Raw genomic sequence first — 14,143 nt, forward strand, 5'->3', positions numbered from 1 at the left:
GCGGCGGGTGGCCGGGGGGAAAGCCTGGCAATCCGAGGCGGATGGGGAAGCGGTCTTGCGGACGGCGGCACCACGGGAATCACCGCCGGCTGCGGCGGCGATTCCCGTGGTGCCGCCGGGGGTCGGCTGTCCGCGATGATCCTCGCCATCACCGGCTGGTGGACCACGTCGACGACCTGCCGTGCCAACCCGTTCAACAGTCCGTATGCAATGAGGGCATGCAACAAAACGACGGCGGCCATGCCGCCCAACCTCCAGGACGCGACCTGCCGTTGCTGCGCATAGTCCATCGGCCCGGCACCTCCTTCGCCTTCCGGAGGCATCCCCTTCGTCCGGGTCCGCCGGGAATGCCCTATCATCCATCGAAACGGATGATAGAACACATCCACACCCCGGGGACATTCGACCAAGGTCGCCCCCCGGAGAGAGCGGGCAGGCAAGCGCCCCGGCTTATTGCAGGCTTTTGCTGGCCATCTCGAAGGTGCCCTTGCTGAGGCCGGCCACCGCCAGGATGCGTTCCAGCGCCAGACGCATCAGGCTTTGACGCGCCGCGTCCTGACGTTTCCAGGCGCCCAGCGGTTGCGTCAGACGAGCCGCCATCGTGGCATTCAGCGGATCGATGGCGATGATCTGCTCGGCCAGGAAGGCGTATCCGGCCCCGCCCGCCTCATGGAAGCGAAGCTGGTTGCCCTGACTGAAAGCCCCGATCAGGGAGCGCACGCGGTTGGGATTGCGCAGATCGAAGGCCGGATGGGCCAGCAGGGACCGGCATCGCTCCAGCGTTTCGGGCAGGGAGCTGACGGCCTGGAGGGCGAACCATTTGTCGATCACCAGATCGTCATGCTGCCAGCGCTCGTAAAAATCTTGGAAAACTGCGGCCCGTTCAGGCCCCTCCACGTCGCCCAGCAGGCCCAGGGCGGCCAGCGTATCGGTCATGTTGCCGGCCGTTTCGGCCTGGGCGACCAGCAGGGCCTTGGCCTCCGCCGTACCGGTGGCCGACAGATAGGAAAGGCTGGCGTTGCGCAAGGCGCGCGCGCCGATGGCCGCGGGCGTCGGCCGGTAGGATCCCTTGTCGGTCAAGCGTTCGTAGGTGGCGGCGAGCTCCGTCCCCAAGGCGCGGCCGATTTCGCCACGCAGGAACTGCCGGGCGGCGTGAATAGCCTCGACATCGACGACGGCCATCTCGTCGGCCAAGGCCGATTCGGCCGGCAGGCCGAGGGCCAGGGCGGCAAAAGCCGGATCGGCGTCGCCACCGGCCAGGGTGCGGCGTGACGCGTCGAGCAGATCGGGATCGGCCGTCAAGGCCTCGCCCCGGCGCCAGGCGTGGACCAGATCGAGCAGATGCCGTGTCGCCGCCTGCTGACCTGCCTCCCATCGGGCGAAGGGATCGCCGTCATGGGCGGCCAGGAATTTCAGCCGGTCCAGCGGCACGCCCTTGACCTTGACCGGCGCCGAGAAGCCGCGGAACAACGAGGGTGTGGGCGGTTCCGCCACGTCGATGAAGCGGAAGGTCTGTTCCATTCCGGTCATCGTCAGGACCCGGGTGCCCGGACGGCCCTCCGCCTCTTCCCCGTCCAGGCGGATGGGCATTTCGCGCCCCTCGGGCGAGAGCAGCCCAATGGCGATGGGCAGGACGAACGGATCCTTGACCGGCTGGCCCGGAGAGGGCGCCGTCTGCTGACGAAAGGTCATCTCGTAGCGCCGGCTTTCCGGATGATAGCGCTCGCTCACCGTGACCTCGGGCGTGCCCGCCTGGGAATACCAGCGCTTGAACCGGGAAAGGTCGACGCCGCCGGCATCCTGCATCGCCGAGACGAAATCCTCGATGGTCACCGCCTGATTGTCATGGCGGGCGAAATAGAGATCCATCCCCTTGCGGAATTTGTCGGGCCCCAGCAGCGTGTGGATCATCCGCACCACCTCGGCGCCCTTCTCATAGACGGTGGCGGTATAGAAATTGTTGATCTCGATATAGCTTTCTGGGCGAACCGGATGGGCCAACGGCCCAAAGTCCTCGGGAAACTGGCGGGCCCGCAGCGTCCTTACATCGCTGATCCGCTTCACCGCCGGGCTGCCCTGGTCGGCTGAGAACTGCTGATCGCGAAACACCGTCAACCCTTCCTTGAGGGAGAGTTGGAACCAATCGCGGCAGGTCACCCGGTCGCCCGTCCAGTTATGGAAATATTCATGGCCGATGACCGACTCGATGCCCTGGTAATCGGCGTCGGTGGCCGTCTCGGGCTTGGCCAGGACGTACTTCGTATTGAAGATGTTGAGGCCCTTGTTCTCCATCGCCCCCATGTTGAAGTCGGAGACGGCGACGATATTGAAGACGTCGAGATCGTATTCCAGGCCGAAGACGCGCTCGTCCCAGGCCATGGCGTTCTTCAGGGAAGCCATGGCATGCCCGCATTTGTCCTCGTCACCGCGACGCACCCAGATGGCCAGCGACACCGTCCGCCCCGAACGGGTGATGAATTCGTCGCGCACCGCCGTCAGATCGCCGGCCACCAGGGCGAACAGATAGCTGGGCTTGGGGTGCGGATCGACCCAGCGCGCCCAATGCCGCCCATCGGGATCCTCGCCGCCCGCCACCGGATTACCGTTGGACAGCAGCACCGGATAGCGCTTCGCCTCGGCGCGAATGGTCGTCGTGAAGCGGGTCATGACATCCGGCCGGTCGAGGAAATAGGTGATGCGCCGGAACCCTTCGGCCTCGCACTGCGTGCAGAAATTCCCGCCGGATTTGTAGAGGCCGGACAATTCGGTGTTGTCCTGCGGACGAATCAGCGTCACCACGTCGAGTGTGAAGGCTTCGCCGACTCCGTCGACGATCAGGGCGTCATCGCTCACCCGATAGCGGTTTTCCCCCAAACTTTCGCCATCGAGGGCCACCGAGAGCAGCCGCAGCGCCTCGCCTTCCAGGCGCAGACCCGCCGGCCGATCCAGGGCCTCCGGATTGCGCCGGATCGCCAGATGGGCCGTAACCCGCGTGTCCTCTTCACCGAGATCGAAAACGAGTTCGACGGAATCGATCAGGAAGTCCGGCGCACGATAATCGGAAAGACGGATAACGCGGGAGTTATGGTCGGTTTGGCGGACGTCAGGCATGGAAACACTCGATTCTTCAAGAAAAGATCACTGCGGACTCAAGACAGGCGGCGGGGGGCGGCGCAACCGCCTCTTCTATAAGATGGGATCGGCGGCGCCCTTTTCACCGCCGGACGGCTCGACGGAACATTTTCCGCCCATCTCGTCCCAGCCCGCTTCGCACCAGCGCCGGAGCCGATCCTTGAGCGTTTCGAGCACATCGTCCCAGTCGCCAGGCCTGCTTTGCCGGAAGATATGGAGCGTGGGATACCACGGGCTGTCCGATCTTCCGCGGAACCAGCGCCAGCAGGGATCGAAACGATCGAGCAGCCAGACGGGTTTGCCGAGAGCGGCGGCGAGATGGGCGACCGCCGTATCGACGGAAATGACGAGGTCGAGATTGACGATCAAGGCGGCGGTATCGGCGAAATCGCGCATTTCGGCCATGACGTCGATGACGGGAAAGCCGGCGGGAACGGCGGGGCCGTCCTTTTGCAGGCTGAAAAAGCGCGGACCGGTCACTTCCAGCAAGGGAACCAACCGGTCCGGAGCCAGGGAGCGCCGCCGGTCCAGGGCCGCCGCGTGGGGAAGCTGGCTGCGCTGCCGGCCGGCCCATACCAGGCCGACGCGGGGATGGGGCTCGTCGGCAAGCAGCCGCTCCCAGCGCGCCGCCTCGTCATCGTCGGCTCGCAGATAGGGCCCCCCTGCGGGAATGGTCGCCAGGGTGGTACCCAGGGCCAACGGCAGGCTGAGCATGGGGCAATGGACGTCAAAGGGCGGCAAGTCGGCGCCCTGGGCGACCAGCCGCTCCACTCCCGGCAAACCGCTCAACAGGCGAAGCAGCGGCTCCGGCACCTCCAGGACGATCCGCCAGCCACGGGCGGCGGCCAGGGGAACGTAGCGGCAAAACTGCAAGCTGTCGCCATAGCCCTGTTCGGCGTGGATCAGCAGAATACGTCCGTCGCCGACCTCCCCCCTCCATTGCGGATGGACGAACCCGCGACGGTATCGGAGGCCGTCCGGCGTCTTCCAGCGCCATTCATATTCCGCCCATCCGGCGCCCAGATCTCCCCGGGCCAGCAAAGCCATCGCCAGATTCTTATGCGCCTCCGCGAAGTCCGCCTTGAGGTCGATGGCCCTGCGATAACAGGCGATGACGTCGTCCGGCCGATCCAGTTCCTCGAGGGTCAGGCCGAGATTGTTGTGAGCCTCAGGGGATCCCGGCGAAAGAGCGAGGACCCGTTGGAAGCAGTCGAGAGCATCCTCGAAGCGTCCCTGTTCCTGATAGGCGATACCGAGGTTGTTGTCCGCATCCGGAAAGACTGGTTTGAGAGCGAGAGCCCGATGGTGACAGACGACCGCCCCGTCGAGCCGGGACTGGTCGCGCAAGGCGAGGCCCAGATTATTGTGCGCCTCGGCGAAATCCGGTTTAAGGGTGAGGGCGCGACGGAAACAGCCGGCGGCGGCGGCTTGGCGCCCCAGAGCGCGCAAGGCGCATCCGAGATTGTTGTGGGCCTCGGCATAGTCCGGCCGGAGATCGATCGCCTGCCGGAAACAAGCGACGGCCTCGTTCATCCGCCCCTGCTCCCTGAACGTGTTGCCGAGGGTGTTCATCGCCTCCAGATTCCGGGGATCGAGCTGCAGCGCTCTGAACAGGATGGCGGACGCCTCATCGTTCCGGGACAATCCCCGCAAGGCGATGGCGAGATTGTTATACATGCCCCCGGCGTCCGGATGGAGGGCGATCGCCGCGCGGCAGCAGGCGAGCGCCTCATCGAGACGCCCCAGGTCCCGAAGCGTGATGGCGAGATTGTTCGCCGCGGCGGGAAAGTCCGGCCGAAGGGCCAAGGCCCGGCGGAAACAGGACAGAGCCTCGGCCGGCAGCTTCTGGTTCTGCAGCGCGTTGCCGAGATTGTTGTAGGCTTCCGGGGACTGCGCGTTCAAGGCCAGGGCCCGCCGATAACAGACGACGGCCTCCGACATGCGTCCGAGAGTTTGTAGAACGGACCCAAGATTGGAATGATAGGTCGAAGACCGGCCATTCAGGCCGATCGCCTTGCGGATCAGGTCGACGGCGATCGCGTGGCGACCGGTCTGCGTGGAAACCACGCCCAGCAGATGCAGACTGTCGGCATGACCGGGCTCGATGCTGAGAATCCGCAGGTAAAGCTGTTCCGCATCACCCAAACGGGCGGCTTGATGATGAGCGAGGGCTTGCCCGAACAAGGCGGAAACAGCGTCTTCCTCCGTCGCGACACCAGCCCCTTCCATGTCTTCCGGCATTTTGGACAATTGCGATCTTTCTACTGCCGACTGCCCAGACTCTACCCGAAATGGTAAGCCGAGACCGCCATCCCCCAGATCGTTCCCTGGAAGGCATGATGCCCCGGTTCTCCGGACGCCGCGCCGGCCGCGACCATCAACGGCAGCAGATGTTCTTCGCGGGGATGGCAGATCCTGGCGCCGGGCGCCTGGCTCCACTGCGCCAGCTCAAGCTCCCGCTCGCCGATCGGTCCGTCGCAAAGAACCTCGGTCAGCCAGCGGTCGAAATCCACGGCCGGGGCGATCGCCCGCGGATCCCCAAAGGCGCGGAGATTGTGGAAACTGAGCCCGCTGCCAAGGATGGCGACGTTTTCATCGCGCAGGCTTTTGATCGCTCGGCCAATGGCGATATGCCGAGCCGGATCGAGCCCGGCCTGCAGGGAAAGCTGCAACACGGGAATATCGGCGTCCGGAAAGGCCACCTTGAGGGGAATGAAGACGCCATGGTCGTAATCGCGCGACGCGTCCTCGTCACTCTCGATCCCCGCCGAGGCCAGCAGCGCGCGCACCCTTGACGCCAGCGCGGGCGCGCCGGGAGCCGGCCAAGTCAGATGATAGGTATTGGCCGGGAAACCGTAATAGTCGAACAGCAGCCCGGGGCGGGCGGAAGAAAGCACGGTCGGGCGGCTTTTCTCCCAATGGGCCGAGATGACCAAAAGCGCATCGGGCCGCCCAGGAAGCCTATCCGGCAGGCTGCGCAAATAGGCTTCCATCGCCACCCAGCGATCAGGCTCGTCGGAAGGCGGATCCATGAAAAAGCACGGTCCTCCGCCATGGGGAAGATAAATGGACGGCTGTTTCAATGGGATCTCCTTCAGGCCATGCCATGGCGGACATGGGAAGCATCCGCCATGGACGATGACTTTAGTGCCCATCGGGAAATGACGCAGTTGTTTTCGTCAGAAATTGGTGGGCCCGGTAGGACTCGAACCTACAACCAGACCGTTATGAGCGGCCGGCTCTAACCATTGAGCTACGGGCCCCACCAGCCACGGCGACCAGAAATCCAGCCGCGTGGGAGGCGCAGAGTTTTCCAGCTTGCCGGCCGCGAGGTCAAGCCCTGATGCGTTTCACCCAGGGACTTCGCCGGAAAGCATCTCTTTTGAATTTTGAATCTCTCTAATAATTATCAATCAAAATGCGTCAATTTCTGCAAAAGATGGAGATCTTTGATTGAGAAGCCTGGATGTTTCATCAGTAATAAAATATAACAATTTTATGTAAATGCGGATCTAACTTGTGATTTCATAGTTTGTTGCGAAAAATTCTTTTTCCTTCGCATCATTATGGATATAGTCTTATACAAAATGATAATGTTCTTGAGGCTATATACATGGACCAATCTGACGATACTTGCGTCACGCTGGTCTTAGATGATGCCCGCACGGTCGCCACAGCGGACGAGACTCTGCTCCTTCTACGCGAAGCGCTTCATCAAGACTTGCCCGTAACGATCGACTGCACGGCTCTGACCGCCAGCGATCTCAGCTTCATTCAATTGCTCCTCGCCGGACAGCGCGCGTTCTCGGCCGCCGGACGCGATCTCGCGGTCCGCGCCACGGAAGGCGGCCCGCTTGAGGCCGCCCTCAAAGCCGGCGGGTTCCTCGGCTCGTCCGATATTTGCGATTTCATCACTTTCACGGCCTGACTTTTCTCTCAAGGAACTCTCCCCATGGCTAAGACCGTTCTCACCGTCGACGATTCGGCCAGCATGCGTCAGTTGGTCAAGCTTACCCTGGGCGGCGCCGGCTATACGGTGGTCGAAGCGACGGACGGGGCCGACGGACTTGACCGTGCCCGCTCCGCGGCGGTCGACCTCGTCGTCACCGATCTCAATATGCCGCGCATGGACGGCATCTCCCTGATCAAGGAACTTCGAAAGCTTCCCAGCTACAAGGGAGTGCCGATCCTTCTCCTGACCACGGAATCGGATGACGACCGCAAGAAGGAAGCCCGAGCGGCCGGGGCCACCGGATGGATCACCAAACCCTTCAACCAGGATCAATTGCTGGGGGTCGTCCGCAAGGTCCTGGGATCATGAATTCCCCCGATCCCGGCGAGATCTTCCGCACCGAGGCCCAGGAACTGCTTGAGCAGCTCGAACAGGCCCTGCTCGATCTCGAAACCGCTCCGGAAGACGGAGAGTTGATCAGTTCGGCTTTTCGCGCCCTGCACACCCTGAAGGGTTCGGGGGCGATGTTCGGGTTCGACGCCGCCGCCCGCTTCGCCCATGGCCTGGAAAACGCTTTCGATCTGGTCCGCAAGGGCAAGGTGGCGGCCAGCGGCGCCCTCATCGGCGTGGCGCTTTCCGCGAAGGACCATCTGCGCCTGCTGATCGAACGGCCTGAAGAGGCCTCGTCCGATGAATCCGCGCGAATCCTGGCCAATCTCGCCAAAACGATCGGTGCCGCGGGAACCGCCGAAACGGCCGCCGCCACGGACGAGGGAGCGGACGGCGCGACGCAGGGCGAAACCTCAAGCGCGACCTACCGGATCCAGATCCGCTTTCCCGAAGACGTCATGGACAACGGCACCAACCCGTTGCTGTTGATCGGCGAACTTCAGGATCTCGGCACCTGCACCGTCTCTCCCCTGACCGAACGCGTCCCGCCCCTCGACGACATCAAGCCGTCCGCCTGCTATGTCGGCTGGGACGTCGTCCTCACCACCGAAAAACCGCGCTCGGCCATTGAGGAAGTCTTCATTTTCGTCCTCGACGACATGGACCTGCGCGTCGAAAAAGTCGAAGAGACGAGCAAACGTCTGGGGGAGATCCTGGTCGAACGCGGCGATACGCCGCCCGATGCCGTTCTGACGGCCTTGTCGAATCAGCAACGCCTTGGCGAAATCCTGGTCAAAGACGGCGCCGCCTCCAAGGAACGGGTCGCCTCGGCCCTGGCCGAGCAGCGCCATTTGACAGCCGCGGCGGCTCAGGCGCCGCAGAAAGCCCAGCCCCTTCAGGACAGCATCAAGGTGCCGGCGGAACGGCTGGACAATCTGATGGATCGCGTCGGGGAACTGGTGATCGCCCAGGCCCGTCTGCGGGAAATCGCTACCGCCAGCCAGGACCTGGCGCTCAAGGTGGTGGCGGAGGAAATCGAGCGTCTCGCCTCCGAACTGCGCGACAACACCATGGGTATCCGCATGGTGCCCATCGGCTCGCTGTTCGGACGGTTCCGCCGACTGGTCCGCGATCTGTCGCGGGAATTGGGCAAGAAGGTTCAGCTCTTCACCAGCGGCGAGGAAACCGAACTCGACAAAACGATGATCGAACGCCTCAACGATCCGATGATCCACCTCATCCGCAACTGCATCGACCATGGCCTTGAACGGCCCGATGTCCGCACGCAAGCCGGCAAGCTTCAGGAAGGCCGCGTCGAACTGTCGGCTGTCCATTCGGGCGCCCAGGTCATCATCAGCATCAAGGACGATGGCAAGGGTCTCGACCGCACCCGCATCCGCGCCCGGGCCGAGGAGATGGGCTATCTGGCACCGGGAGCCAAGGTCACGGACAATGAATTGTTCCAAGTGATCTTCCAGCCCGGCTTTTCGACCAGCCGCGAGGTGACCAACGTCTCGGGCCGCGGCGTCGGCATGGATGTGGTCAAGCGCACCATCGAAGGCCTGCGGGGCGCCATCGAGATCAACAGCACCGAGGGACATGGCACCGAGATCACCCTGAAATTACCGCTGACGCTCGCCATCATCGACGGTCTTCTGGTCCGGGTGGGACTGGGTCGCTACGTCATTCCGCTTTCGATGGTCGAGGAATGCGTGGAATTGACGCCGGAGCAGAACCTCCGGGCAAAGAACCGCAATTTCTTGAGTATCCGGGGCGAACTTGTGCCCTTCCTGCGGCTTCGCGACATGTTCAACGTCACTGCGGATGCGGAACCCTTCCCCAAGGTGGTCATCGTGTCGGCGGGAGATTTGCGTGTCGGACTGCTGGTCGACCAGGTCATCGGCGACCATCAGACGGTCATCAAAACGCTGACCAAACTGCATGCCGATGTCGAAACCTTCTCGGGCGCCACCATTCTGGGCGACGGTTCGGTCGCGCTGATCCTCGACATCGATCACCTGATCGACTTCGGCCGGGCACAGGAAGAACGGCTCAAGGCGAGCTGACAGAAAAGATGGGAATTCGCTCATGCGTAGGGAAAACGGAAAAGATCTCGAAGTCCTGACCTTCGGGCTGGAAGGAGAGGTCTTCGCCGTGGAGGCCGAATCGGTCCGGGAGATCCTCGACCTCGTATCGGTGACGGATGTACCGAACAGCCGTCCTTTCGTCAGCGGCCTGATCAACGTCCGGGGCAAGATCGTCCCTCTCGCCGATCTGCATATCCGCTTCGGAATGGCGCCGTTCAATCAAAGCGTCGATACCCGCGTCGTGGTCATCGAGGTTCCGCTGGCCGGCGAGCCGACGACGGTCGGCATCATCGCCGACAAGGTCTTCGAGGTCACGAACCTGATCGACGCCTCCATCGAGGAGGCACCGGACATCGGATTGAAATGGCGCCGGGAATTCATTTCCGGCATCGGCAAACGCGCCGAGGATTTCGTCATCGTGCTCGATATGGAGCGCATCTTCGCCATGGGGGATACGGAAACCGTCGCTCAAGCGGAGGCCGCCGCGAAAAACCATTCTTGAAGTGATTAACGGCGGGGCAGGGCCGGAAGGGGAAAAAGGTAAATGCGGATCTCGGTTAAGCTGAAACTGGCCGGTGCCTTCGGTCTGGTCATCGTGCTCTCGCTGATCGCCACGATCATGGCCATCGCCAGCCTGGGCGACATGAACGAACGCATCGAACGACTGGTCAATGTGGCAGCCCAGCGCATCCGCTATGCCTCGCAGATGGAAACGGGAATGATCAAGCTGCATCGGGCAGAGAAGAACATGATCCTGGCATCCGATGAGCAAGGCATCGAACGCTATGACGCCGATATCGTGAAGTACCGGAGCGAGCTCAACCAACTTCAGGAAAAGCTCCTGGCTATCTCCAACGACGAATACAAACGAAAGTTGGAAAACTTCAAAAGTACGACCGAAAAATTCATCTCCGTTCAAGATAAAGTACGGGAAAATGCCCGTCTCAATTCGGAGAACCGTGTACGAGTCCTCTCCGAAACGGAGGCCCGGCCGGTCTTCAGCCTGCTTCTCGATACCCTTCAGCCGTTGGCGGAGCGTCTGGAAAACGAGGTGTCCGCCTCAGCCGACAAAGCCAAGACCGGAGTTCTCGCGGCCCGCCTGGTAACCAGCATGATCGACATGAACAGGAATCAGAAGGGATTGATCATCGCCGACAGCGAACAGCAGATGGACAGCTGGACCAAACAGCTGGACGCCAGCATCTCGGATGTCCGCAAGACACTGGACAATCTGCGCCGCCAGGTTTCCGATGCCGACAGAAGCACGCTCGATACCGTCGGCAATCATCTGGAAAAGTGGCTGAAGCTCGATCAGGAGGTCCGCCGTCTGGTCCATGAACGGGGAAACACCCGCGCCACGGCATTGTCCACGGGCCAGGGCCTGCAGCTGCTGACCGCGGCGAACGACGTCTTGAGAGATCTCATCTCGACCACGGAAGCAAACATGGCGGAATCGAAGGCCTCCTCCGACCATGAATTTCAATCGACCCGCATCACGCTGATCAGCGTCATCATCGGCTCGCTGCTGATCGCCATCGCCGCGGCGTCCTGGCTGGCCTTGAGCATCAGCCGCGGCCTGGGACGCGCCATCAATCTGTCCAACGCCGTGGCCATCGGCGATCTGAACCAGCAGATCAGAGCCACGACCAATGACGAGATCAAGGATCTGATCGACGCCATGAGCAGCATGTGCGCCAACCTGCGCGCCACGGCCAATCTCGCCGAAAAGATCGCCGAGGGCGACCTGACGGTTGAGGCCAAGCGCGTCTCGGACAAGGATACGCTGGGGATCGCGCTGGAGACCATGCTGGCCAAGCTGCAAACCGTGGTGGCCGACGCCGCCATGGCCGCCGACAATGTCGCCTCGGGCAGCCAGCAGCTTTCCGCCGGATCGGAACAGCTCTCGCAGGGCGCCTCCGAACAGGCGGCCTCGACCGAGGAGGCCTCCGCCTCGATGGAGGAAATGGCCGCCAACATCAAACAGACCTCCGACAACGCCGCCCAGACCGAACGCATCGCCCGGCAATCGGCGGCCGACGCCCAGAGCAGCGGCGAGGCGGTGTCACGCGCCGTGGGCGCCATGCAGACCATCGCCGAGAAGATCACCATCGTCCAGGAGATCGCCCGCCAGACCGACCTCCTGGCCCTGAACGCCGCCGTCGAGGCGGCGCGGGCCGGCGAGCACGGCAAGGGCTTCGCCGTCGTCGCCTCCGAGGTGCGCAAGCTGGCCGAACGCAGCCAGGCCGCCGCCGCCGAGATCGGCACGCTGTCCTCCCACACCGTCAAGGTGGCCGCCGAGGCCGGCGACATGCTGGCCAAGCTGGTCCCCGACATCAAGAAGACCTCGGAACTGGTCGAGGAGATCTCGGCCGCCTGCCGCGAACAGACCATCGGCGCCGAGCAGATCAACACCGCGATCCAGCAGCTCGACACCGTCACCCAGCAGAACGCCGGGGCCTCCGAGGAGATGTCGGCCACCTCCGAGGAACTGGCCGCCCAAGCCGAGCAATTGCAGGAAACCATCGCCTATTTCCGCATCGAAAACGCCGGCCGGAAAAGCGCTCCTCCACGCGCGTCGATCGAGGCGAAACCAGCCGCCGCGGCATCAGCGCCTAAACGCAACAAGGCAACGGCCGCCCGCAAGCCGTCCGCCGGCAAGGCCAATGGCAGAGGCGAGGGCTTTCCGCTCGATATGAGCGGTGGGGCCGATGGCAGGGATGCCGAGTTCGAACGTTATTAGCTCTACCGAGGATCATCCAAGGATCCACACCATCAACAGCTTAAGACTACCGCCCGCTTGCAGTAAGGACTAGGACATGCGCGTTACCATCAAAACGAAATTGGCCGCCTCCTTCGGCGTCGTCATCTTGCTCTCGGTAATCACTGCGGCGGTGGCGGTGAGCGGCCTCTCCGAGCTTAACGACACGGTCGATCGCCTAATTAGCTTGGCCGCCGAACGGGTCAAAAGCGCAGGCCTGGTCAACAGCGCGCTACTGGAAATCGTCCGCGCCGAAAAGAACATGATGCTTTCCAAGACGGATGACGAGATCGAAAGATATTCGAATCAGATCACCAGCAACAGAGATCAGCTCAAGACAATACGCGAGCACTATTATTCTATAGCCTCCGATGAAGGAAAACAAAAGCTTGATGTATTGGCGCAAAATCTTGATAAATATTACGCACTTCAGGACAAAACACGCCAATTTTCCAAAAGCAATTCCGAAGTTAGAGCGGCTCTCCTAGCTCAGACCGACGCACGCCAAGCGCTGAACGCGACGGTGGAGACTTTGCGTCCGCTGTCCGAGCGCTTGGACATGACGGCGACCACCCAGCCCACGGACAAGGCCAAACAGGCGATTCTGACGGAACGGCTTATCAACCGTCTCTATCAGATCCAACGCGATGAAAAAAATATCATCACCACCTCGGATCCGCAGATGGAAGCACGCTATGTGCAGGCGATGGCCGAGAACGCCGACGAAGCCAGGCGCCTCCGCGACACGTTGCGCCAGGCCTCCGGCACGGAAGACCGGCTGGTCATCGACCGCTCCATCGCCGAGATGGACAAATGGCTGAAGATCCACGACGAGGTCGTCGCCCTGGCTCGCCAGCACAGCTCCACCCAGGCTTTCGCCCTGTCCACCGGCGAAACCCGCCAGATAGTCGCCCAGATCCAGGGACAAGTGAAGGATCTCATCCAGGTTGCCGAGCGCTACATGGCCTCGGAAAAGGCCAACGCCGAAAGCCGCTATCAAACCATTCGCCTCACCCTGTTCTCAGTGCTGTTCGCCTCGCTGGTCATTTCCGTCGCCGCCGCGGCCTTGATCGCCATCTCGCTGGGGCGAGGCATGGGACGTGCCGTCAGCTTGGCCAATGCCGTGGCCATCGGCGATCTCGATCAGCAAGTGCAGGTCACCAGCAATGACGAGATCAAGGATCTGGTCGACGCGATGAACCGCATGACGGCCAATCTGCGCGCCACGGCGGAACTGGCCTCGACCGTCGCCAAGGGCGATCTGTCGGTTCAGACCAAACGATTGTCCGATAAGGACGTCCTCGGTATCGCCATAGAAAATATGGTCGCCAATCTCCGGGCCACCGCTCATGTGGCCGAGACCATCGCCAAGGGCGATTTGGCGGTCGAAACCAAGCGCCTGTCCGACAAGGACGTCCTCGGCATCGCCCTGGAAAATATGGTGGCCAATCTGCAAGGAACCGCTCGGGTGGCTGAGACCATCGCCAAAGGCGATTTGGCGGTCGAAACCAAACGCCTGTCGGACAAGGACGTCCTCGGCATCGCCCTGGAAAATATGATCGCCAATCTGCGAGGAACCGCCCGGGTGGCTGAGACCATCGCCAAGGGCGATCTGACGATTCAGGCCAAACCGCTGTCGGACAAGGATACGCTGGGGATCGCGCTGGAGACCATGCTGGCCAAGCTGCAAACCGTGGTGGCCGACGCCGCTATGGCCGCCGACAATGTCGCCTCGGGCAGCCAGCAGCTTTCCGCCGGATCGGAACAGCTCTCGCAAGGCGCCTCCGAACAGGCGGCCTCGACCGAGGAGGCCTCCGCCTCGAT

9 protein-coding genes, 1 tRNA gene and 1 pseudogene are annotated in these 14,143 nt (G+C 62.4%); 6 read left to right on the top strand and 5 right to left on the bottom strand.

Annotation, left to right across the window (positions count from 1 at the left end):
* The 5 genes and pseudogenes from CWS72_RS27590 to CWS72_RS27025 all read right to left on the bottom strand — a co-directional run.
* A pseudogene (locus CWS72_RS27590) lies at positions 1 to 290 on the bottom strand (energy transducer TonB); the annotation flags it as partial.
* A 160-nt stretch (positions 291 to 450) separates the two neighbouring features.
* Positions 451 to 3,111: an aminopeptidase N gene (gene pepN / locus CWS72_RS27010; protein WP_101253776.1), complete on the bottom strand. Its 2,661-nt coding sequence runs from the start codon at positions 3,109 to 3,111 to the stop codon at positions 451 to 453.
* Between the two features lie 75 nt (positions 3,112 to 3,186).
* Entirely contained in the window at positions 3,187 to 5,373 is a 2,187-nt protein-coding gene (locus tag CWS72_RS27015; RefSeq protein ID WP_101253777.1) for a tetratricopeptide repeat protein, read from the bottom strand.
* A gap of 41 nt (positions 5,374 to 5,414) precedes the next feature.
* Complete coding sequence (locus tag CWS72_RS27020) at positions 5,415 to 6,287, bottom strand: DODA-type extradiol aromatic ring-opening family dioxygenase (RefSeq protein WP_101253778.1); 873 nt, start codon at positions 6,285 to 6,287, stop codon at positions 5,415 to 5,417.
* Between the two features lie 32 nt (positions 6,288 to 6,319).
* Positions 6,320 to 6,395 (bottom strand) — tRNA-Ile (locus CWS72_RS27025).
* A 350-nt stretch (positions 6,396 to 6,745) separates the two neighbouring features.
* On the opposite strand from CWS72_RS27025, the gene CWS72_RS27030 reads away from it, so the two are divergent.
* The 6 genes from CWS72_RS27030 to CWS72_RS27055 form a co-directional block, all read left to right on the top strand.
* Positions 6,746 to 7,060, top strand: coding sequence for an STAS domain-containing protein (locus CWS72_RS27030; RefSeq protein WP_101253779.1), 315 nt, complete (start codon positions 6,746 to 6,748; stop codon positions 7,058 to 7,060).
* A gap of 24 nt (positions 7,061 to 7,084) precedes the next feature.
* Positions 7,085 to 7,453 carry a response regulator gene (locus CWS72_RS27035; protein ID WP_101253780.1) on the top strand — a complete coding sequence of 123 codons (369 nt, stop codon included), beginning with the start codon at positions 7,085 to 7,087 and terminating at the stop codon, positions 7,451 to 7,453.
* A complete protein-coding gene (locus CWS72_RS27040) occupies positions 7,450 to 9,540 on the top strand; it encodes a chemotaxis protein CheA (RefSeq protein ID WP_101253781.1) in 2,091 nt (696 codons plus the stop codon). The genes CWS72_RS27035 and CWS72_RS27040 overlap by 4 nt, the downstream gene beginning before the upstream one ends.
* Before the next feature lie 22 nt (positions 9,541 to 9,562).
* The gene (locus tag CWS72_RS27045; protein WP_101253782.1) at positions 9,563 to 10,063 is read left to right on the top strand and encodes a chemotaxis protein CheW; all 501 of its coding nucleotides are present in this window, start codon (positions 9,563 to 9,565) and stop codon (positions 10,061 to 10,063) included.
* Between the two features lie 42 nt (positions 10,064 to 10,105).
* A complete protein-coding gene (locus CWS72_RS27050; protein WP_101253783.1) occupies positions 10,106 to 12,301 on the top strand; it encodes a HAMP domain-containing methyl-accepting chemotaxis protein in 2,196 nt (731 codons plus the stop codon).
* Positions 12,302 to 12,377: 76 nt separating this feature from the next.
* On the top strand, positions 12,378 to 14,143 hold a 1,766-nt coding region (locus tag CWS72_RS27055; protein ID WP_101253784.1), incomplete at its 3' end, for an MCP four helix bundle domain-containing protein.

Source organism: Telmatospirillum siberiense, from assembly GCF_002845745.1.
GTDB lineage: Bacteria > Pseudomonadota > Alphaproteobacteria > Rhodospirillales > Magnetospirillaceae > Telmatospirillum > Telmatospirillum siberiense.

What these genes read in the sequence shown, in the direction of transcription:
- CWS72_RS27035 (WP_101253780.1), top strand. Translation starts at nt 7,085, where the DNA reads ATGGCTAAGACCGTTCTCACCGTCGACGATTCGGCCAGCATGCGTCAG.
- CWS72_RS27050 (WP_101253783.1), top strand. Translation starts at nt 10,106, where the DNA reads ATGCGGATCTCGGTTAAGCTGAAACTGGCCGGTGCCTTCGGTCTGGTC.
- CWS72_RS27045 (WP_101253782.1), top strand. Translation starts at nt 9,563, where the DNA reads ATGCGTAGGGAAAACGGAAAAGATCTCGAAGTCCTGACCTTCGGGCTG.
- CWS72_RS27040 (WP_101253781.1), top strand. Translation starts at nt 7,450, where the DNA reads ATGAATTCCCCCGATCCCGGCGAGATCTTCCGCACCGAGGCCCAGGAA.
- CWS72_RS27020 (WP_101253778.1), bottom strand. Translation starts at nt 6,287, where the DNA reads ATGGGCACTAAAGTCATCGTCCATGGCGGATGCTTCCCATGTCCGCCA.
- pepN (WP_101253776.1), bottom strand. Translation starts at nt 3,111, where the DNA reads ATGCCTGACGTCCGCCAAACCGACCATAACTCCCGCGTTATCCGTCTT.
- CWS72_RS27015 (WP_101253777.1), bottom strand. Translation starts at nt 5,373, where the DNA reads ATGCCGGAAGACATGGAAGGGGCTGGTGTCGCGACGGAGGAAGACGCT.
- CWS72_RS27030 (WP_101253779.1), top strand. Translation starts at nt 6,746, where the DNA reads ATGGACCAATCTGACGATACTTGCGTCACGCTGGTCTTAGATGATGCC.